This window comes from Ruegeria sp. SCP10, from assembly GCF_040329495.1.
GTDB lineage: Bacteria > Pseudomonadota > Alphaproteobacteria > Rhodobacterales > Rhodobacteraceae > Ruegeria.
In genome coordinates, this window is sequence record NZ_JBDZYF010000013.1 from 1 (window position 1) to 21,280 (window position 21,280).

The window sequence follows — 21,280 nt, forward strand, 5'->3', positions numbered from 1 at the left end:
GCCGAATAGGCGGTAGACCATACCAAAGTGTCGCGGGATGGAGCAGCCCGGTAGCTCGTCAGGCTCATAACCTGAAGGTCGTAGGTTCAAATCCTACTCCCGCAACCAACGCTTCGCATTGATCACCAGAACACGGTGAGAGGCGTTTAGTTCCCCCTACCGCAACCAACGCCTCGCACCCATCTGGGTGGAAGTTTAACAAGTCCTCGTTCAGCGAGGACTTGTTGCGTTTTGAGGCAATCGACAGAATTCCTGCCAAATCGCCAACCAGATCGATCTGTGGCTGACCAGCCTGTTCGTCAGGGGTTAGCACAATGCGATCCACAAGAGCTCTGACAAGCTCAGAAGCTTCCTCACGATGGTGTTCGTCATTCAGAGAATCGATCAGGGATGAAACCTCTTGGCGGTATCTTGATGCCATTGCGGGTTCAAAAATGAGCGGCTTCTCGGTTTTGTCTTCGAGGAGAGCTTGCAACTTGGTCATGCGTTCATGCACACGAACTGCGTCATCTTTCACGAACTCAGCAGGGGCACCGCCTCGAGTTGATTTCATGATCTCAGCCTTTTCGCGCTCAAGCGCTGCTAGCTCGCTTTTAAACGTGCCCAGAGATGAATTGTGTGGTCATTGTCGGAGTCTCCGAAACAGGGCGGAAAATCGCGCAGGACGGTCATCCGGCGCAATCCGGGTTAAGCGGCCACTTCGGCCTGTTGCGTGCGCAGCAGACAGGTCAGCGCGGCTTTCACATCGACTTTGCCGACAGGCCCATCCGCCCCCATCACAACGATATCGCTCTGCTCTTCGATCAGCATCGAGATGATGTCCTTGAGCGGTGTCGTATCGGAGATGGTCCGTGCATCGGCGGGCACCGGCCCGGTGTGCTCGACCATAATTTCCATCGCGCGCAGCACGCTCAGCGGGTTCATATGGGCGACAAACTCGGCCACATACGGCGTTGCCGGGTTCAGCACGATATCCTGTGGCTCGGCGCATTGCACGATCCGGCCGCCTTCCATGATGGCGATGCGAGACCCGATTTTCAGCGCTTCGTCCAGATCGTGACTGACGAATACAATGGTCCGGTCCAGCTTTTCCTGAAACTCCAACAGTTCATCCTGCAACTTGTTGCGGATCAACGGGTCGAGTGCCGAGAATGGCTCATCCATCAGCAGGATCGGAGCTTCGGTTGCAAAGGCGCGGGCCAGACCGACCCTTTGCTGCATGCCCCCGGACAATTCCTGAACCTTGCGGTCGGCCCAATCCTCAAGATGCACCAGCTCTAGCTGATCGCGCGCCCGTTTATAGCGTTCGTCCTTGTCGACGCCGGCCACTTCCAGGCCATAGGCCACATTGTCGATCACCGTGCGCCACGGCAGCAGGCCAAATTGTTGGAATACCATGGCAACCCGGTCGCGGCGGATGGCGCGCAGGTTGCGTGGGCTGGCCTGAACAACGTCCACAAGACCACTGCCGGTATTGACCTCGACCTTGCCGCGCACAACGGGGTTCAATCCGTTCACGGCGCGCAACAGAGTGGACTTGCCTGACCCGGACAGGCCCATTAGCACCAGAATCTCGCCATTCTTGATGTCGATCGAACAATCGTGAACGCCCAGAACCTGACCGGTCTGTTCCTGGGTCTCGGCGCGGGACATGCCCTTATCCATCATTGGCAACGCAGTTTTGGGATCGTTGCCGAACACGATGTTTACATTGTCGAAACGTACCATTGTATCAGTCATGGATCACGCCTTCCCTTTTTTGAACATCCGGTCGAAGATGATGGCGACCAGAACGATGGCGATGCCAACCTCGAACCCTTTGGCAATATTGACCGAATTCAGCGCTCGAAGGGTGGGCACGCCCAAACCGTCCGCCCCAACCAGGGCGGCAATCACTACCATGGACAGCGACAACATGATGGTCTGCGTCAGGCCAGCCATGATCTGAGGCAGGGCATAAGGCAGCTCGACCTTCCACATCAGTTGCAGCGGGGTTGAACCAAAGGCCTTGCCGGCCTCGATCAGCGCCGTGGGGGTTGAGGTGATCCCCAGATGGGTCAGCCGGATCGGGGCAGGGATGGCGAAGATCACCGTGGCGATCAGACCGGGCACCATGCCCAAACCAAACAGAATAAGTGCCGGGATCAGATAGACGAAGGTCGGGATCGTCTGCATCAGGTCCAGAATGGGCTCCATGATGCGATAGAACCAGGGCTTGCGCGCGGCGGCGATGCCCAGAGGCACGCCAACACCCATACAGACAACGGCGGCGGCAAAGACCAGCGCCAGTGTCTCGGTGGTTTCCATCCAGTATCCCTGATTGACGATCAGCAAGAGACCGAGGGACGTGAAAACAGTGAAGCCGACGGATTTTCGCACCACCCAGGACAGCACTGTGATGACCGCGATGACCACAAACGCATTCGGTGCCTGCAGCAGCCACAGGAGGGCGAGGATGATCGCCTCCAATACTGCCGACAGCCCGTCAAAAAACCAGAAAAAGTTGTCCGTTAGCCAATCGACAAAAACCTTTGCCCAAGGTCCGATCGGAATTTTATGGGATTCCAGCCACTCCATATCAGGTCCTCCCTCCTGCGTATTTCGCGGTGATCTCCGGCTGGGGGCTGAGCACTCGCCGCAACCAGGTTTCAAGATGTTGTATCGCCCGTGGATCCAGCGCGTGGCCCATGCCCTCGCACAGAACGAGGTTGGACCCGGTGATCAGGTCATGCGCATGGCGCGAACTGTCCGGCACGATGCACCGATCCTGCGCCCCGGCGATCACCAGCGCCGGAACTTTGATCTTCTTCAATTCAGCCTGCCGGTCTCCCGATCCGTAAAGGGCCAGAAGTTGCCGGGCATACCCGCCCGAGGAAAACCCACCTGCAATCATGTCCCGCGCCGCCGCGCGAGCGCCGGTCTCGGACAAAGGTGTCGGCGCCGACCACCAGACCAAATCTTCGGTCAGCCAGTTCAGCAATTCCGCTTCGGTGCCGAAAGGGCGAGCGGTGCGCATGAACCGGTCCCAGGTGTTGTCCGACGACGGTATATGCGCCTCGCCGGCGCTGCTGCACATCTGGACCATACCGGACACCCGACTTCCAGCCTGCGCCGCGATCAACTGCGCGATCATTCCGCCCATCGAGAACCCGACCACGGCAAACCGGTCGATATTCAGCGTATCGACGACGCGCAGAACATCGTCGCGCATATCGAAAAGCGTGTAGGGAACCGTTTTTGGATCGGGCCCGACGGCCAGCATCCCGGTCGCCTCTGTGTCGATATCCGGCCCGCATCGGCCAGATAACCCCATGTCCCGGTTTTCCACACAAATCAGATGAAAGTCGCGCGACAATCTGTGCAACAGATTCTGGGGCCATTCCGTGAGCCGCATGCCTAGCCCGAGGATCATGACGATGCACGGCGCGCTCACGTCGCCGTGCATCTCGATATGAATGGGGCAGTCGCCGGCGATGGTCTTGTTCATCACCGACACCCCGAACCGATCACAGGCCCAGATGTGCGCGGACAGCGTCCAGCCCGTTGCCGCCATCCTTGGTGGTCACGCCGTCAAGCCAAGCGTCCAGATACTCAGGATGCGCTTTCAGCAGCTTGGCACCCGCATCGTTGGGGTCCAGACCTTCTTCGAGGATATAGCCCATCCCTTCGCTTTCCATCGGAATGTCAAAGGTCATCTGCGTGATCAGCTTGCCGACATTCGGGCACTCGTCCAGATATCCCTTTCGCACCTGCGTATGCACGGTGGCGCCACCAAAGTTCGGGCCATAGAAGTCGTCGCCGCCGGTCAGATACTCCAGTTCAAACTGAGCGTTCATCGGGTGCGGAGCCCAGGCCAGGAAGACGATCCAGTCTTCTTTGCGCTGGTTCTTTTTCACCTGCGCCAGCATGCCCTGCTCCGAGCTTTCAACGACTTTCCAACCACCCAGCCCAAAGGCGTCGTTGGCAACGATATCCAGCATAATGTCGTTCGAGCCGGGTTCGATCCCGTACATCTGGCTGTCGAACTTGTCGGCGTTTTCCACCAAATGCGAAAAGTCGGTCACGCCCGCTTCGTAGACGTATTTTGGCACTGCAAAGGTGAATTTCGCGCCTTCCAGATTCTGGTGCACCGTCTCGATGTCGCCGGTATCGCGATAGGCCTGATAATAGGTTTCCATCGCTGGGTCCCAGTAGCCCAGGAATACATCCAGATCGTTACCGACCATCGATTCATAGATGACCGGAATGCCCAGAACATCGCTTTCCGGCGTATATCCCAAACCCTCCAGCACGGTGCTCGCGACACCGGTTGTCAGGGCCAGATCGGTCCAGCCCGGCTCAGCCATACGCACAGTGTCACAATTGGCGGCGGCTTGATGGCCGCAAACGGCCAGTACGGTGGCCATGGTTGCGTTGCGGAGTGTCATTTTCATTCGTTAGTCCTCCCGGTGGTCTTTATGCTGACCCTATGGTCAATAAAAAGACCGTATGTTTAAATTGACCGCTGAGTCAACAAAATCTATTCTCGGGTCAAAAAAGAGGCCAAATGGGACGTAAAAGCATTGCCGAAATTCGCCGCGAAGAATTCGCCGCCGCCGCGTTCGAAGTGTTGTCCTTGCACGGTATGCAAGGAACGACATTGCAGCGTGTCGCCGAGCATACCGGTGCCTCCAAGGCCAGCGTGTTGCACTATTTTTCGAACAAACAAGCCTTGATCGAAACCGCAATGCGCCGTGCCAATACCACGCTGCGCAAGGAAGCGGTCGCCCTTCTATCGTTAGCATCTACACCGTGGGAACGCTTTTATGCCGTTATCGAGGCAAACTTCTCCCCAACCACCTTCAGACCAGAGGTCGCGCATGGATGGATCGCCATGTGCGCTGAGGTTCCACACAACCCTCAGTTCCAACGCTTGCAAAATGCGATTTATCACCGCCTGCATAGCAACCTCTATTCAGCGCTGAAGGAAACAGGGGCAGATCCGGCAAAAGCCAATGTTAGCGCGCATACAGTCAGCTTGCTGATTGACGGGTTATGGATGCGCTGCGGTTTGCAGATTGGCGGGCTCAACCGGGACGAAGCAATGACTCAGATTGAAACTGTGATTGAACAGAGTTTTCCGAATGATATTGACCGGTTGGCGGCCAGGGAAAAGATGTGCACCATTGCCCAGGCATTTGTGGCGAACAAGGTTTAGATCAACGAGCAGGCTGCACCCATCGATGTGTTGAGAATAGAGTAACCTGAGAACACGATCGGGTAAGTTATTTGAGATGCAGGGAATTGGGTTCGTTTGCTGCAACTGCATCCTTTTGGTCCGCTGCTCGTTTGCCGAACATGGCCACCGCGAAAGAATTGTTTGAAACCCTGCGAGATCGACACCCTCAAGCAACCGGTTCGATAAAATCTTCTGCGCAACTGAGAATGCGAGCATTTTTGCGTCGGCGAAAGTTGCACGGAAGGAACGGCAGCTTTTTTGCGTGATCTGTGAGTTCGACCGCCGCCGACTTCTGACTTGGGGATCGGCCCATGCTGACGCCTTTTCCAAACTGAAACGGTCGCCCAGTGCTGCACCCCTCTTAGCGTCGGCCTCCATCGCCCGCACCTCAGCCAAGCGGATGTCACGCAGCTTCTTGGCGGTGGGGAGATGCCGTGTCCCGCCAAGGCTTCTTTTGATGTAGGTGCCGAACTTTTTTCCGGTGGATGGGTCGATCATTCCTTTCAGGGAGGAGGGAGTTCGTATGTTGAAACGATAGTCGGTGCCGTCGCCCCGTGGTTGAATGATATGTTTCATGCCTTCCTTCCCCGCTGCGGGTCTCGATTTGTGGGTAACAGTTACCCCCGCTTCGATATTCCCACTGGAGAATTTCGACATAATATCAGATATTTAGTTATGGTGGCGGAGACGAAGGGAGCATCACAAAACGAGTAACTTATTGTTTTTACTTACTATTTATTCATTGTTGATACAAGATACCACAAATAATACCTCACATCGATTGGTTAGCCTTTCGCTTCGACTGCCTCATTGCGCATAAACTCCAACATTGGGCGGAAGCACTCAAAGGCAGCTGCGGGAAGGTCTGCCGATACTTTCTTTGCAAATGCGACCTTGTCGCCCACGAACTGAATGACCTCACCTCCACCCATAACTTCTTTTGTCTTGAAGTGTTCGTTTAGATTGTCTGGATCGCAAAAGAGCAGCTCGATCGGGACACAAGCACTACCGTCACTATAGGGGGCGCCGTCTGCGTTCAAAGCTTGCTTGCGGATTACGGCATGGCCCGGGACAGGCAACAGAAACGCGCAGTGAGACCTATGTACCAGTCGCTTGCCGAGTCCACGAAGAGGATCTTCTTCAACCATCTCGGATTTTTTCAAACCATCCCAATCGTTAAATGCCTCATCAAAGTCGAAAAGAGCAAACATTCTACGTCCCTTGTAGTTCTTGCGAAGCTCCTCCCTTGAAAAGAGGTTCCGCAAGAAAATCCGGTCAAACGCACCCTGAACAACCAAACCTATGTCTTCGTCGGGGAACAGCTTTTCAATTGCAGCATCCAGGATGATCTTGTCACTCAAACCTTCTGTGAAGAGCACTGCATCCGTCGTATTTTCTAGGATCTCATAGATGCTGAGTTTTGCCTCCTTCTCCGAAAAGGTAATCAACCCAGCTGACAGCGACTTCACGATGCTCGCTTTGTCCTTAGAAACAACGTTTACGCCCTTTTCGCCGAACTGGAACATTCTGATTTCAGGTTCTTGAGACCGCGCAATCGTGGATGCGCTATGGCTGCTCAACAAGACATGGTTGGTCTTTGCTGCATCAGTCCCAGTGATGTCCACCACTTGCTTGAGGAAGCCAAATTGCCACTCTGGATGCAGAAATGAGTCGGGCTCATCCAAAAGCGTGATGCAGTTGCGGTCCTTAAACAACTCCGAGATCGCGAAGATGTAGACCGACTGGAATTGCCCGTCGCTGAAGTCACCAACCTTAGCCACATCGCCGTTCATGAGGCGCAGTGGCACTGACAGCCCTGCAAACATATCGATTGCTTTCAGCTGGTCGAAACTTCGGAAAAGCTCGGCTGCAGGCATCCCGGCAAAGACTTTTTGAAAAAGAGCCAAATCGATCTTGATTACATACTGCCCGCTCTCACTGTCGTAGATCGACCCAATACTGAAGCCACCCTTGATACAATCCGTCAGCCGGTCGAGAAACGTGCGCACCGCACCCTCAGCCCCCCAGAGAAAGGTTGCAGGATCACCAAGATCAACCTCTATCCGCGACGCAAACGAAGGGCGTTTAAGCGTAAGCTCGAATGCTTCTTTCGGCACCACGTCGATTTGCAGCTTCTCGCAGAGGTACTGCCGCGCCACGCAACTATCCTCTTGCATTAACAGGACGGACAGCAGCAGTTCCTTGTAGTCTGATCGAATTCCAACGAACTTGCGCGCAGCGCTGGCTTGCCAGCTTCGGCTCTGGTCTGCGAACCGCTTTTCGTAGCGCGAGACGGTTTGATTGATGGTCGGGTTGTGCCCGGAATAGTAGACGAGGACATTGTCCGGAATTGGCGCTTGGCCAACGGTTTTCTGAACACGGCCATTGATTGTGAATTGTTCGTCGTGGAAACGGATCGTGGTGTCTTTGCCGTCGATTTCATAGGTCACTTCATAGCTGAAGGCGATTTCGTCTTGTTCGGTGCGGCTGTCGAAGATGTGCCGAAAAATCTCGACCAATGCTTCGAAAAAATTGGACTTACCCGTACCGTTCTTACCGACAAAGATGTCGAGGAAGCTTCCGCCATCAAAGGCAATGGAGAAGTCGCGAATGTTCTTGTATTCGCTGATCCAGACAGATTTTAAACGCATGTTTTCTCAATGAATTTTGGAGGTAAGGGTATCGGCCAGTTTCACGCTAGCGCCTTGCGCCTCTCTGATACGCTGGCGCAGAGTCTTACAAAGTTTCAATAAATCCGACACCCGACCGCATATCCGATTTAGCTCCGCTTTTGGTGGCAGCGGAACAAGAACCTCGCCGAGGATTTCCAGATTGATATTCTTCTGTGCGGTGGATGGCGCGTAGTGTTCTAGATCGTTCTTGGCCGTACGGATGAAATAGTCGAAGTAGGTAACGTCCACGTAGTCTTCAAACGGGATGTAGCCAACTACGCTGTCCGGAAAGCAGGCATCTATCGAGAGAATCCCTGTGTCGGCAATGTTGGCCGCGATGGTGATGCAAAGTGTCCCGCTAGGCCACAGTCGGCTCTGCTGAAGGCCAAAGTCGTTATAGAAACTTTCAGACTCGACAATGAACGGATTTGCGCGGGCTACGTCCCCCGTTTGAACTAGTGGGTATTCTCCGCCGTCAAAGAGACGCCTATCATTCCGAGGCCGATGCTTTGATTTTCCCCTGGCAAGCTCGCCGACCTCGGGCAATCTGGCCCATGTCCACGACTCAGGTAAAGCATACGGCTTCGGCAAACCGTCAACATCCTTCGTTGCCTTCGGCTTTCGGATCGCCTTTGCTTTGACCAATTTGTCTCTGGTGCGGGTCGAACGCTCCAACCAAATTGCAGCTGGTTCGTCATCTGGATCTTGAGGAACGAGCAGGCCCCTAATTGCTAGTTCAAGAATGGCCGCCTCAAGCTTTGCTACGCTCTCCTCGGTCGCGAAAAGCGTGTCGAAGTGGGTTTCGATGCGGGCCCAGTTTTGGGTGAACTCTTCGGGGGATTGGCTGTTGGTGAGGGTGGCGAGGCAAGTTTCGACGAGGGTTTGGTGCGCCTTGAGACCGTCCTCGGCCTGCCGCTCCAACGCATCACACAGCCCCATCAGCTCATCCACCTTGGCGACGATACGATGTTGCTCGGCGAGTGGAGGCAGTGGGACCGGGAGTGCTATCACCGTACTTACGTTTAATTCCACTTGCTTTGTCGAACCTGACACCAAGGAACGATCATGTGTCGGTTCGATACGATCCTGGATACCCGCCGACGAAAGGTAAACCTCAAGAAACTTGGGGCATCCAGAAATAGAGCGAACAACCGTGACATGCGAATCCGCAACCAGCGTCTGATCATCTTCGACTTCGACGGCCAATACCCGACCAACTGTACCAGTGCCTGTTGAATTCCAGAGAATGTCACCGCTTCGTAAGAAACGCTCAGGACCATAGCTTTCAACACTCTCGTCGTTGATGAATCTGGCTTTCTCTAAATCGAACAGTCCCCACTGCACGCACTTTTGTGAGACAACTTGAACCCGACCGTCTTCGGCATACTTAGGGCTCTTTCCTCTTTGGATATATCCCGAGAGATCCTGCAGCCTCGCCCATGCCCAGCTTTCCGGTGCACTAAAGGGAATTTCACTTTTGGCGATTGCGTCTAACTTTTTCGCTTTCTTCGTTTTGCCATGTCTCACGAGTTCGTTGCGTAGCCGCAAAATCTCGTCAAAATAGGCTCCTACATCGCCGTCATTTTCATCCTGCGGGACCAGTTTCCCTCGAACTGCGAGCTCAAGTATCAACGCACGCAGTTTCTTGACGCCGTAAAGCGTGACCGCACCATTATTTCCTCGTCCTGCGCCAGACTTCTTCTCGGTCGCAGCCGTCCAGACGTCCAAATGCTCTGTGATGAGCTGGTTCACATCTGTCATGGGCGGCTACCGTTCAACGCGTCTGACAGGATCGATTTCAACTGGTCGCGCAGCTTTTGGATGTCGTCCTGTGCGTTCTGATAATCTGCCAACAGATCGTCGGGATTCAGATCTTTCTTAGCCTCTTCAAAGGGGTTCTTGTCGTCGAGATTGAAACCACGCTGTTCGAAGTACTCTACGCTCCGCTTCCAGGCCTGGTTGGTTTCCTTTCGCGCCTTGAACCCATCAGCCTCATCCCCCCACCAGTCAATCTCGGGCTGGAACTCCTCAAACCGCATGGGTTTGGATTTGTTGTAGTTTTTCACACCCTCCGGATATGGGTGTTCATAGAACCAGACATCCGTCGTTGGCTCGCCCTTGGTGAAGAACAAGATGTTAGTTTTGATGCCGGTGTAGGGATTGAAAACGCCATTCGGCAGGCGGACGATGGTGTGCAGGTTGCACTCGTAGAGCAGCATTTCCTTCAGCCGCGTCTTGGTGCCTTCGCCGAAGAGGAAGCCGTCTGGCAGGACGACGGCGGCGCGGCCATGCTTCTTTAGTAGCTTGATGATGATTGCGATGAAGAGGTCGGCCGTCTCTCGAGTGCGCAAACCGGACGGGAAGTTTCGTTCAATTCCGTCTTCTTCTATCCCACCGAACGGAGGATTTGTGATGATGCAGTGTACGCGATCCTTGTCACCGTAATCGCGGTATTTTCGTGCGAGTGTGTTGTCGAGCCGGATGCTCGATGGCGTGTCGATCCCATGCAGGATCATATTAGTCATGCAGAGCATGTATGGCAGCGGCTTTTTCTCGACGCCCCGGATTGTCTTAGCGAGTTTCTTCCTTTGCTCGTTCGTCTTAGCGTACTTCTCTTTTTTATGGTCGATTGTGCAGGTCAAGAAACCACCCGTACCGCAGGCAGGGTCGAACACGATCTCATCGAGTTTGGGGTCAACGCGGTTCACGATAAAACGAGTTACGGCGCGCGGCGTGTAGAATTCGCCCGCATTACCGGCGCTTTGCAAGTCTCGCAGGATTTGTTCGTAGATGCCGCCGAACGTGTGCCAATCTTCGCGGTTGTTGAAGTCGATCTCGTTGATCTTATTGATGACCTGGCGCAAAAGCGTGCCGGACTTCATGTAGTTGTAAGCGTTCTCGAACACGCGCTGGATGATAAGTGCCTGCTCCCGCTGAGGGCCTTGCACCTTCACCGGTGCCTTAAGCTTGGGAAAAAGTGTGTCTTGCACGAAATCGAAAAGACCTTCGCCGGTCAGGCCTTCGCGCTTGCCTGCCCAATTCCGCCAGCGCAGGTGATCAGGCAAAGCCGATACGAAGTGGTCGTCGATGAGTTCAAGTTCCTGCTCACGATCATCGAGGATCTTGAGGAAGAACATCCAAACCATCTGCCCAATGCGCTGCGCATCACCGTCGACACCTACGTCTTTCCGCATGATGTCCTGGATTGCTTTGATGATGCTTGTTAGGTCGCCCATTTATCCGTCTGCCTGCCTAAATAGTTGTTCTTCAAGCTCTCTTACTGCTTGTTCATATTGTTCTTTGCCGCCGAAAACATCTCTAATGATCTCGACCGGCGTTCCAATCTCATCGAAAGGTTCAAGGCGCAAGACCCGAGCGTCTTCAATGGTTTTCACGCCTTCATCGGCATATTTGTCTAACAACGCCGCCAGAACTTTTCGCGCCTGATCGCCGTACTTTGTGAAGTAGTTGCGCTTTTTTACATTGTTGACGCGCTCCGCTCGTGTCAGCGGCGGTTGATCATACGCGATGTGGCAAAGTAGATCGAAGTCTCCGAAATCCTTGCCCACCTCTTCGGCGAGGTTCTCTAGCAGAACTCCATGCTCTTCGAGCTCAGCGATGATGGCAGCTTTCTTGTCGGACTCATTCCATTTTCGGATGAAGTCATCAAGCGATGCGAACTCTGTCAGCATCTGCTTTCTGGCAAACTCCTTATAGGATTCGGTAATCAATGTGCCATCTGGCCCTATGAAGCTGACCCGCTCGGCGATGATTTCAACTTCCACGCCACTTACGACCAGTTTGGTAGTGCCCGAAATATCTGGCGCATCACCTTCATCGTCCTCTGGATCGAGTGGCGGATCTGGTGGTTCCGGTGGATCGTCATCACTCGGTTCATAGATGACTACAGCTTCGCCATCGAAGTCGGGATCATTGAAGAGCTCGGTTGCCTTCTTGAAGTCCATGATCGTGAAGTACCACTTGCCGTGCTCTTCATCGACACGCGTCCCTCTGCCAATGATCTGCTTGAAAGTCGTCATTGAGGTGATGTTTTTGTCCAAAACGATCAACTTACAGGTCTTGGCATCAACGCCAGTGGTTAGCATCTCAGAGGTCGTCGCGATAACCGGAAACTTGCTTTCTGGATCGATGAAATTGTCCAGATCAGCTTTTCCGTCTTCCTTGGTGTCTCCGGTAATACGTCGCACATACTGAGGATTGTCTATTGCGAGCTGGCCTGCCGCATTGACTATGGCTTTCCTCATACGCTCGGCATGATCGATATCTTCGCAAAAGATAATCGTTTTGCTGAAGGGGTCGGTTGCATTGAGCAGTTGCATGACTCGCGCCGCAACCAGCTTAGTCCGTTGGTTTAGGACAAGGATACGATCCATGTCTTTTTGATTGTACTGGCGATCCTCGAGTGGGTTTCCAAGATCATCAACTGTGCCAGGTGGAGGTGTCCAACCTTCGACATCTTTATCAATGTCGATTTTCATCACCTTGTATGGAGCCAGGAAGCCATCTTCGATCCCTTGCTTAAGGCTGTAGGTGTAGACTGCTTCTCCAAAGTAAGTGCTGCTTGAGACATCTTTGGTTTCCTTCGGGGTGGCAGTAAGCCCGATTTGCACAGCTCCGGTGAAATACTGCAAAATCTCACGCCATTCAGAGTTCTCCGATGCGCTCCCCCGATGGCATTCATCGACAACAATCAGGTCAAAGAAGTCGGGTGAGACAGTCTTAAAGGTCTTATCGGCGTCGGCTTGCCCAGTAAGAGATTGGTAGAGCCCCAGGTGTATTTCGTAAGATGGGTCAATCTTCCGATTGCCAATCTTGGTCATCACCGAGCCAAAGGGCTTGAAGTCATTCACCAACGTCTGATCCACAAGGATATTGCGGTCAGCGAGGAACAAAATGCGCTTCGCAGCTCCGGCCTTCCAAAGCCGCCAAATGATCTGAAATGTCGTGTAGGTTTTTCCGGTGCCGGTGGCCATTACAAGCAAGACCCGGTCTTTCCCCTTAGCAATTGCTTCAATGGTTCGATTGATTGCCTCTGCTTGATAGTATCTGGGCTCCTTGCCGGAACCGTCGTCGTGGTAGGGCTCCATCAGTAGGTCCTGTTCGTCTTCGCCGATCCCACGATACGATTTGTACCGGGCCCAAAGAACTCGCGGTGCAGGAAACTGATCAAGGCGCAGAGAGGTCTCGATTTCTTCGCCTGATTGAGGATGCTTGTTGTGTTGTTCAAACCCATCCCCGTTTGAACTAAGTGCAGTAGGAACCTGCATAATTTCAGAATAGCCAAGCGCCTGCTGCATCCCGTGCCCGACAGAGTGATTATTGTCCTTCGCTTCTAGGACCGCGACAGGGAGCGAGGGCTCCCAAGACAACACGTAGTCGGCGAATTTCTTTTTCTTCTTGTTTCGAGACGACATATTGCCCCGAACAATGATGGGCCCAGGCGTCAGTGTAACTTCTCGCCTAATCTGCGTGAAAGGATCCCAACCAGCTTGTTTAAGCGCTGGAGTAATATACAAATCGCAAATGTCAGACTCGCTGAGTTTTTTCTTTTCTTCAGGCGTCAAAGACATTTGCTAGCTAACTCCTAAGGGCGCATATTGCGCCAATATCGTGACCTCTCGGCAATGCTGTGGCTATACATTTATACGCAAAAGCGTATAGTGCCTAGTGCGAAGTGAGCTAGATGGCAGGACAAATGAGTAGTTTGATTTCAAGTCCACAAAGCTTAGGAAATGTGCTTGCCCGTACGCGCAGAGCATCGGCAATGACTCAAGCCGAGGTTGCTGAGAAAGCTGACCTGCGCCAGGCCACCGTTTCCAAAGTTGAGAACGGAGATCAAGGTGTTAGGCTCGAAACCGTCCTTGCCCTATTGGAAGCCAACGATCTAGAGCTAGTAGTTCGAGCTCGGGAAGATGCAGCTTAACCCTGCAGTCGAAAGAGGTCAGCAACATCAAGATTTAGTGCGTCTGCTATTCTGATGACAGTCTTGAGGCCGGGGTTTCGCTCCCCCCGCTCGATTCCACCAATATACGTACGATCCAAGTCAACTGCATGGGCAAAGCTCTCCTGCGAATAGCCTTGCGCCTTGCGGGCAGATCTCAGGTTTTTCCCAAAATCATGAGCTGTGAACCGATTTCTCATCCCCCTTAACGGCAAGAAAGATGTTTAATCGTCTACGGACTTATCGTATCATTTTGACAGTGATTGCTTTACACCGAGGATTTTTCACATGTTTGGCAGATACCTAGACGGTAAGATCGAAGCTGGTTCGGAGCAGTTTGCGGACATGAGCATGATTGCCAAATCCCGCCTGGACGACATCAATAATGCTCCCGGTGTTGGTCTTGGCTCAAAGCTGAAGCGCTACATTGCGATCTCTAAACTCAACGCACAGCTTTCATTCTTTGGATGGGCAATTCGTAGAGATGGAACTCTGTTTGAAGTGCGCGTGCGCGGTGAAACGGTAAATCTGTCAGTGGGCGACAAGTCTAAGCCGCCTCTCGGAAGCGTTGAAGACCTAAACGAACAGGCTAGGATCATTTATACCGAAACCGGTAAATTGGTGGATCCTACAACGGGTCGCCGCTTACCGAATTCCGAACGCCATCGCTTTGGTATCGTTTAACACTATTCAACCTAACAGAATTTTTGAATCAGTAGGAGGCCGCCTATGGCCAACTGGTATACAGCCAATACGCACTTCGGCCATGAAAACGTCATCGCCCATTGCGACCGCCCATTTAAATCGACATCCCACATGGATGGCATCCTGATTGAAAACATGTGGAAAGTTGTGGGCCCGGAGGATGTGTTATGGATCATCGGGGATTTCGCTTTTGGACCTGCAGCCAAAGACGAAAGCTATCTACTTCGAACTTTTGAACAACTTCCCGGCAAAGAAAAGCGTTTGGTCATCGGGAACCACGATGGCCCTCTTACCCTTGCGCTGCCCTGGAACTCTGTTGGACATCTATCTGAAGTGCGCGATGGCACACTTAAGCAGAACAACACGCTGTGCCACTACCCAATGATCACATGGAACCATGCTCGCCGAGGAGCACTACAGCTCTTTGGTCACGTGCATGGAAATTGGCGTGGGAGCCGGAACTCGGTGAACGTCGGTGTTGACGTCTGGGACTTCACCCCCATCTGTTTTGCCGACGTTGAGCGACGAGCACGCGGATTACCAGTCAATAAGCATTGGGCTGACGCAGAAGCGCGGAAAGAACTGTGCTGACGCACTCTTTTCCAAATCTTGCGTCGTTCGCAGTGTCTGTCACTTACCTGCTTCACCAGACTTGAGGCGGTTGTTGAGCTCTGACAAGGGGGCGGTGAATGCAGTTTCCAGCTTTTCCACGTGTACGCCCAACCAGCGGATCATTTCCGGCCACGACTCGCGATTAAAGCCGTCAAACGACTTAGAAAACTGGACTCTGCTGGACTTCTTGTCTTCCATGCGCCTCCAATCCATCTCTGCGCCAAAGGCATCGTCAATGGCAGGTCTGGCAGCTTCCAACTGATCATAGATCCACTTGTTCTCGTCTCTTGAAGAACGCTGCAGCGACAGCTCCACGCGCGCCTCACCCTTACCGAAAATCAGACTGTATACACAGCCCGAAACCCCGGTCCCTGAGCTCAACCAGTGATCTTTTGTTGGGCTTATGTTTTGATAGCGGGAAAGTCCTTGCTCTCGTAGGGCATCAAGAGCGCGCTCCCAAAACTCTAAGCGAAGCTTGTGGCTTCGGCGCTGCGCGCCTTGCGCCGATTTTTCTTCTGTTTCCTTTGACGCCATGCCGATCATGAAATCAGCCGCTTCAGGGGTTGGGATGATCTGTTGAAGGTCCACAAACAACTCTTCGGAAAATGTGTAAGGGACAACCCGGAAACACTGCGCGCGAATGCCATGGCCCAAGAGCCACATAACAGTCGATGTGACCTCCTTACGGAAATTGGCCGCGATGAACATGACACGTTGCTGGTTGCCAGGGTTCAGCACCACAGAGTCCAACTCGACCTCATCCAGAAACTCACAAATCAATGCTGATGCGTTGCCACCGCCACAGTATCGATCAAGATACTGCTGAAAAATGTCGATGATTTCAGCCTTCTTCAGGTTCGAGCAATAAGCTGCGTATTTGATCGCCTGCCAAACAACGTCTCTTCCCGAGTCATCGAGCTTGTTCTCGATAACAACCAACTGCCCATCTTTGTCGAGCGCAAGCAAATCGAGACGCTCTCTGGTATCGGCAAAGCCATCAAACTCCTTTTGTATGACGAGCAGTTCCTCTCCAAGTGCTTCCGGCATGTCAGCAAGCCATTCTTGGAGATGTTCGCGCTCCCTAAGCTGAAGATCAGAAAATTTGCGTTCTTCAAGACGGCGAAGTTTGTTTTTGGGGCGATCAACTTGAAACATAAGGACTTCTCAAATGGCATTCAGATTTCTCTTTACGCGAATTTCAAGCGTCGCACCACAACCATAGCAAATAGCCCTAGGCGAAGCGGCTGCTGCCGTTGCAGCTCAAATGCTTGGCTTGCTTTGCTCACCACTACCATTCGGTTTGGCATCTTGATTGATTCTTTCCCAACCGGCATCAAACGCGCTTCTGACTAGCTTTCGCAGCCCTGCTGGCAGGACCGTTTTCAGGACTTCGTTCAACAATTTTATTGTCTTGCCCTGACGAATGACCTCGGCCTGAAGTCGAGTATTCTCTTCTTTGATTTCCAAATACTCTTTTACATCAGTTGATAGCATTGACTGTGTGATTGCTCGCGCATCGTTCTCGGCCCCTCGGATAATGCCATCCATGAACGCATCAGCGCTCTTTTGTGCATCGGCTACAATGTTTTCGGCGGCTTGATGAGCTGCGAACTCTGCTTTTTGGCGCGCCTGTTCGATCAGTTGAGCAGCGGCCTCTTGGCGACGACCTCCCAGCTCGACCTTCTCTTTTCTATTCCGAATCTGGTGTTCAACCTCGGCCAACAGCTTTTGCCGTTCCTGTTCCGCCGCATAATCTTCGGGCGACAGGCGGTCAGGGTCTCGGCCTTTCTTAGGCTTGCCACGCTCAATCTCATATTTTCCACCAACGTGCGCTTTCAAATGTTCAAACCACGCGTCTTGAAGAGCCCTACCTTGAAAAACATCGGCATCGTTCCAAACCATGATCGGCTTACGATCAGCGCCGAAGGCCGGCTCAAACTTGTTCGTCTTCTTGTTCTTCACTTCTTTTTGGCGCTTGCCGTATCGCTTTCGCGCGTTTTCCTTGGAAAATTTTGAAAGCGATATCCATTGCTCCGTGCCCTTTGATGCAGTGTGCTTTTCGTACCTTGGCGCAAAGAAGACATCGACGCCGTGTCGGCCTTTCTCATCTCGATCAATCCGCGCATGAAAAACGGCGTTACCACCGTAAGTCTGGTTCACAAAATCCACGGCTATAGCAAGCATCAGTCGCTGATTACGATCTGTGATTTTGAAATCGGTCGGGAACTGCATGAACCCATGCAAAAACACCTTCTTGGCATTGGCACTCTTCTTCGCACCCGCGACATGCGCAGCACAAGCATCCATGATCGTGAAGTTCCTGCCCTCTGGTTTCTCCTCGACGAGCGACAAAATTTCATTGATCCGATCATCCTTTTTGGTCGAACTCTTCTTAGAGGTTTCGACAAACGGATCTGGTGCCTCTGGCCCTGCGTATGGAGAGAAGACGTAAGGGCGTGCATCGCGTATACTTCTACGATAGCCAGCTTGATCGTTGCGCTCCTCGTGATCTTGCATGACAGTTCCGTACGCAAAGTCGTGGGCTGTTACTCTTGCGGCTCCTGACTTACCCATATTTGATCCCCGCTTTTCTGTTACTCTTTTGAAAAAGAGTAACCCGCTTACCCTTTTTCTTCCTGCCGTTGGCATTCTTAAAAAGAGCGGTCGAGGGTTCCCCTTCGATCCCACTCCGGCTTCGCCTGCGCAGATCATTCTGATCTTTGCCTGCCACCCGTTGGGCGGCGCAAAACCCATCCCTCCCCTGCCTATTGGTGGGCGATGTCTGGACGGGTTTTGCTGGTTGGCATTCACGCAACCAAGGTTGCCCTATCGACGGTCACACCTTCTTTGCTGCCAATGCAAGCGGGCTGTTCAGAGTGGACGCAGTGGGCCCAATGGACTTTTGGAATCGGTCCTGACAGACAGAAACCTGCTGTGAGGCGTAAGGTTTTCCTTTGTTTTTGGTTTCAGTGTGATCTGGTGTTGTCTTGTACTCGGTGGGGGCATCAGAGCCGCTCGGAAGCCCCTTCGATGGGGCTGCGGAAATGGCCCGTGCGGCAATCGCCTCCCCCTCTATCAGACCCAGGAACACCTCATCAAAGCCGAGCTTTACACCAATTCCATGCTGCTCCATCTCAGCTAGAAGAGATGCTTCGATCTCTGGAAATTCGTTGACCGCTCTGCATAAGAAGCCTCGCAGAACCTCAAAAACCTTGGGTCCGTGATCGCTTTCTTGTCCATATCCGCTGACACCTTTCAACGAGGCCACGACGAATTCGGCAGCGGCTCTCGAAACGCTAGCAATGCGCGGCACATCCGATTTGAGAAAATCGCGTGCTGCGCGTTTTACCGTGTTCGCACTCGTACGAATGTTTGAAGTGTAGAACCAATCCCTAAGCCGGAGGTTTTCCTCTTCCAGATCATACTCGATCAACCCAACGTCCTCGAGATGACCTACGACACCAACCAAATCTTCTACGGGAATCTTGGATTCGCTTGAGAACCAGTCGAGAGGATACCTAAAAACGCCGATGTAATTGGCCTGGCTGCTCAATGTCGCTGTTAGGTAAGCATTTCTCTCTGAGCATGTCTCAAGCGAATGGAAGCTCTTCCTTCGAAGTAGGGCGGTCTCGATCATCACAAAATCCTTTTTGGCCATTTGGCAAATCTCCTTCGTTCACCGGAACAGGGTCCGGCATTTTGTCAGCCTTTCGGCTCATGATTTTCTTGGAAATGCGCTGTAGCTCTGTTAGAATTCAGTTGTTAAAGCTAACGAAACAGGGCCCTGCGCAAGCGGGGTTTTGTTGTCTTAGGCTACTTCATTTGTCTGGATCGTATTTTTGTCGATCCAGGCGTTCAAATGAGCGCCGAGATATTTCACCCTACGTCCGAATTTTGCGTATTTTGGCCCGACTCTACGATGTCTCCATTGCGCCCGCATCGAGCGAGTCGCGATCAGATCTAACTCCTCATCCGTATCATCATAGAAAATGGTTGGCTTGAAAGGTCCATCATTCATCATTGTCTCCTCATGAAACTAACTGCCACCAAATGAGACCAACCGGATCGCAATGTCGAAAGAATTAGGCAGTAAAACTCGACCTTTTTTGGGCGGCTACGCGAGCAGGCCCATCGATGAGCTCTCGCTTGAAACGAATTAATAGCGGATCGCTGGCAGGCAGGTCTCTGGCCTCTGTTGCGTAGTGGCGAAATCCGGCTGTGATGCCTCCAATCTCAAAAATCTCTTCGAGGCATTTGCAAAACGGCCCTGTCGGAGCACCGTGCTTGTCACCGGACCGTGCTGACAAATCGCCATAAGTCTCAAAAATCGCCCTCAGAGCCACGGCAGTTCGAAATGCACGGTAGTCGCCGCGACGCCCGATCTCCGAGGCAACGCATTGCTCCAAGTGCTCAATGATCAATTGGACAGCCGACAACAACTGGCCCGTTTCCTTTGAGCGGATTGCATCAGAAACAAAATAAAACAAAGGCCCCGAAAGAGCAGGAAGCCTTGTGATGATTTTCTTTTGCCGTGAATTAGATAACTCTTGAAACTCACAGCTCCGCAACCACAACTCAAAGCGCTTCAGCAGATCTAATGAATCCTTTGTCTTGGTCTTCCCGTAGCCTTTGCCAAGGTTGATCCAAAGGGCATGGTCTGAGACCAGCGGATTAAAGATCAAGGCTGCTGGCACATATTGAACATCACCTTGGAAGGATCGCCCTAGGTGTCGACCGAGAGCTTTCGTGGTGTCATCAAGTACCTGATGCAGCTTCAACATAAAGTGCATCACATCTTGCTCATCGCTGCCCAATGAGAGCCCGCCAGATGGTTTTGAGTGCTCACCCCACGACATGATTTGACCAACTCTTGAGAAGTTCACGCCTCTTTTCCAATAGATCGGATCTTGCGTACGCTCGTTCGACATCAGAGCCAACTTGGTGGGCAAGGCTCATTTCGGCAACTTCCCGAGGGATGCCTGGTTGTTCCGCGGCCCAGTCGCGAAACGTCGAACGAAAGCCATGAACCGTAATGCCTTCCACTTTCATTCGGCGAAGCAGCATCAGCATGGCCATGTTGCTCATTGGTCTATGGCGCTTTTGCCCTTCGAAAACGATGTCGGACCGTAAGGCTTTGAGTGGCTCAATGATTGATAACATCTCTGGTGTCAGAGGTACTCGATGCTCTTGGTCAGCTTTCATCCGAGCCGCAGGCACAATCCAGAGCTGTTGGTCAAAATCGAATTCCTCCCAACGTGCATGGAGAACTTCGCTTGTGCGGCTAGCGGTGAGGCAGGTGAACATAAGCGCCTTCGCCGCCATCGCATCTTTGGTCGCCAGCTCCGCATAGAAAGCGGGAACATCTTTCCAGTGCATGGCCTTGTGGTGCTGCACCTTCTGCTTAACTTGCGGCAGAACACGAGCATCGCGGATAGTGGTCACAGGATTTTCTCCGTCACGAAATCCCTTTGACTTCGCCACGTCGAGAACGGCCTTTATCCGCTGTGCAAGCCGCTTTGCAGTTTCATGTTTCTCAGTCCAGACTGGCAATAGCACTTGCAGAACTTCGGGCTGACCTATCTCAGAAACAGGCAGACGGCCTATTTTGGGGAATGCATAGTCGGCTAGAGTATTGATCCACTGCTGGCCGTGTTTAGGATTCTTCCACGTCGGCAAGCGTTCAATATGAACTTGCCGCGCAATCTCTTCAAAGCAAGGTATCTCCTGTCGCCCGTTGTAGCGCGGGTTGATGCCCTGCTTTGCGAGGCGGCGATATTCCAAGGCTCGGTCACGCGCTTCATTCAGTGTCACAACATCCGCGCCACCAAGGCCAAAATCAGTTCGCAACGGCTTACCTTCACGATTGCGCTGACCCCTCACTGTGACGCGAACAATCCAGCGCCGAGCGCCGGATAGATCAACAACAAGGTACAACCCGCTCCCGTCGCCATGGCGACCGGGGCCGAGTGTTCGCACCAGATTCTTCGTCAACTTTCCGCTCAGAGCAGCCATAACATACCACAATTCCTACCACGCAATGAATAGAAACGAGTCTAATCGAAGAAAATCCAATAGCAACAACGAATACAGATAAATCAACGAAAACAGCCC

At 52.7% G+C, this 21,280-nt stretch carries 19 protein-coding genes and 1 tRNA gene; 5 read left to right on the forward strand and 15 right to left on the reverse strand.

What is annotated here, in order from left to right; translation table 11 throughout:
* Positions 1–31 precede the first annotated feature (31 nt).
* Positions 32–108: transfer RNA gene (locus ABLN87_RS19355), tRNA-Met, on the forward strand.
* Between the two features lie 579 nt (positions 109–687).
* Here the strand turns inward: ABLN87_RS19355 and choV are convergent.
* Genes choV through choX form a run of 4 tightly spaced genes read right to left on the reverse strand, consistent with a single transcriptional unit; the run spans position 688 to position 4,433 of the window.
* Positions 688–1,740, reverse strand: a complete 1,053-nt coding sequence (gene choV / locus ABLN87_RS19360; RefSeq protein ID WP_353013421.1) for a choline ABC transporter ATP-binding protein — start codon at positions 1,738–1,740, stop codon at positions 688–690.
* A gap of 3 nt (positions 1,741–1,743) precedes the next feature.
* On the reverse strand, positions 1,744–2,577 hold the full coding sequence (choW, locus tag ABLN87_RS19365; RefSeq protein ID WP_353013423.1) for a choline ABC transporter permease subunit: 834 nt from the start codon (positions 2,575–2,577) through the stop codon (positions 1,744–1,746).
* Between the two features lies 1 nt (position 2,578).
* Complete coding sequence (locus ABLN87_RS19370) at positions 2,579–3,487, reverse strand: alpha/beta fold hydrolase (RefSeq protein ID WP_353013425.1); 909 nt, start codon at positions 3,485–3,487, stop codon at positions 2,579–2,581.
* 19 nt (positions 3,488–3,506) lie between these two features.
* Positions 3,507–4,433, reverse strand: coding sequence for a choline ABC transporter substrate-binding protein (gene choX / locus ABLN87_RS19375; protein WP_353013427.1), 927 nt, complete (start codon positions 4,431–4,433; stop codon positions 3,507–3,509).
* Positions 4,434–4,546: 113 nt separating this feature from the next.
* Here choX and betI point away from each other — a divergent pair, with 113 nt between their 5' ends.
* Positions 4,547–5,197: a transcriptional regulator BetI gene (gene betI / locus ABLN87_RS19380; protein ID WP_353013429.1), complete on the forward strand. Its 651-nt coding sequence runs from the start codon at positions 4,547–4,549 to the stop codon at positions 5,195–5,197.
* Between the two features lie 806 nt (positions 5,198–6,003).
* On the opposite strand, the gene ABLN87_RS19385 is transcribed toward betI, so the two are convergent.
* The 4 genes from ABLN87_RS19385 to hsdR are packed head-to-tail and all read right to left on the reverse strand — an operon-like array spanning position 6,004 to position 13,481.
* A complete protein-coding gene (locus ABLN87_RS19385) occupies positions 6,004–7,869 on the reverse strand; it encodes an ATP-dependent nuclease (RefSeq protein WP_353013431.1) in 1,866 nt (621 codons plus the stop codon).
* 6 nt (positions 7,870–7,875) lie between these two features.
* Positions 7,876–9,651, reverse strand: a complete 1,776-nt coding sequence (locus tag ABLN87_RS19390) for a restriction endonuclease subunit S (RefSeq protein ID WP_353013433.1) — start codon at positions 9,649–9,651, stop codon at positions 7,876–7,878.
* The gene (locus tag ABLN87_RS19395; RefSeq protein ID WP_353013435.1) at positions 9,648–11,126 is read right to left on the reverse strand and encodes a type I restriction-modification system subunit M; all 1,479 of its coding nucleotides are present in this window, start codon (positions 11,124–11,126) and stop codon (positions 9,648–9,650) included. The genes ABLN87_RS19390 and ABLN87_RS19395 overlap by 4 nt, the downstream gene beginning before the upstream one ends.
* Positions 11,127–13,481, reverse strand: a complete 2,355-nt coding sequence (gene hsdR / locus ABLN87_RS19400) for an EcoAI/FtnUII family type I restriction enzme subunit R (RefSeq protein WP_353013437.1) — start codon at positions 13,479–13,481, stop codon at positions 11,127–11,129.
* Positions 13,482–13,594: 113 nt separating this feature from the next.
* Here hsdR and ABLN87_RS19405 point away from each other — a divergent pair, with 113 nt between their 5' ends.
* Positions 13,595–13,834: a helix-turn-helix transcriptional regulator gene (locus ABLN87_RS19405; RefSeq protein WP_353013438.1), complete on the forward strand. Its 240-nt coding sequence runs from the start codon at positions 13,595–13,597 to the stop codon at positions 13,832–13,834.
* Here the strand turns inward: ABLN87_RS19405 and ABLN87_RS19410 are convergent.
* Positions 13,831–14,052 (reverse strand): helix-turn-helix domain-containing protein, encoded by a 222-nt coding sequence (locus ABLN87_RS19410; RefSeq protein WP_353013440.1) that lies wholly within the window; start codon positions 14,050–14,052, stop codon positions 13,831–13,833. The two genes, ABLN87_RS19405 and ABLN87_RS19410, sit on opposite strands and share 4 nt — an antisense overlap.
* 88 nt (positions 14,053–14,140) lie before the next feature.
* Here ABLN87_RS19410 and ABLN87_RS19415 point away from each other — a divergent pair, with 88 nt between their 5' ends.
* Positions 14,141–14,536: a hypothetical protein gene (locus tag ABLN87_RS19415; RefSeq protein ID WP_353013442.1), complete on the forward strand. Its 396-nt coding sequence runs from the start codon at positions 14,141–14,143 to the stop codon at positions 14,534–14,536.
* Positions 14,537–14,581: 45 nt separating this feature from the next.
* Positions 14,582–15,148 carry a metallophosphoesterase gene (locus ABLN87_RS19420; protein WP_353013444.1) on the forward strand — a complete coding sequence of 189 codons (567 nt, stop codon included), beginning with the start codon at positions 14,582–14,584 and terminating at the stop codon, positions 15,146–15,148.
* 39 nt (positions 15,149–15,187) lie between these two features.
* Here ABLN87_RS19420 and ABLN87_RS19425 read toward each other — a convergent pair whose 3' ends face one another.
* The 6 genes from ABLN87_RS19425 to ABLN87_RS19450 all read right to left on the reverse strand — a co-directional run bounded on the left by ABLN87_RS19425 (position 15,188) and on the right by ABLN87_RS19450 (position 21,160).
* Positions 15,188–16,324 carry a DUF4268 domain-containing protein gene (locus tag ABLN87_RS19425; RefSeq protein WP_353013446.1) on the reverse strand — a complete coding sequence of 379 codons (1,137 nt, stop codon included), beginning with the start codon at positions 16,322–16,324 and terminating at the stop codon, positions 15,188–15,190.
* 105 nt (positions 16,325–16,429) lie between these two features.
* Entirely contained in the window at positions 16,430–17,686 is a 1,257-nt protein-coding gene (locus ABLN87_RS19430; protein WP_353013448.1) for a hypothetical protein, read from the reverse strand.
* A 319-nt stretch (positions 17,687–18,005) separates the two neighbouring features.
* The gene (locus ABLN87_RS19435) at positions 18,006–18,827 is read right to left on the reverse strand and encodes a hypothetical protein (RefSeq protein ID WP_353013450.1); all 822 of its coding nucleotides are present in this window, start codon (positions 18,825–18,827) and stop codon (positions 18,006–18,008) included.
* A 150-nt stretch (positions 18,828–18,977) separates the two neighbouring features.
* Positions 18,978–19,187 carry a MerR family transcriptional regulator gene (locus ABLN87_RS19440; protein WP_353013451.1) on the reverse strand — a complete coding sequence of 70 codons (210 nt, stop codon included), beginning with the start codon at positions 19,185–19,187 and terminating at the stop codon, positions 18,978–18,980.
* A 64-nt stretch (positions 19,188–19,251) separates the two neighbouring features.
* Positions 19,252–20,025, reverse strand: coding sequence for a hypothetical protein (locus tag ABLN87_RS19445; protein ID WP_353013453.1), 774 nt, complete (start codon positions 20,023–20,025; stop codon positions 19,252–19,254).
* Entirely contained in the window at positions 20,012–21,160 is a 1,149-nt protein-coding gene (locus ABLN87_RS19450; protein WP_353013454.1) for a tyrosine-type recombinase/integrase, read from the reverse strand. The genes ABLN87_RS19445 and ABLN87_RS19450 overlap by 14 nt, the downstream gene beginning before the upstream one ends.
* Positions 21,161–21,280 lie beyond the last annotated feature (120 nt).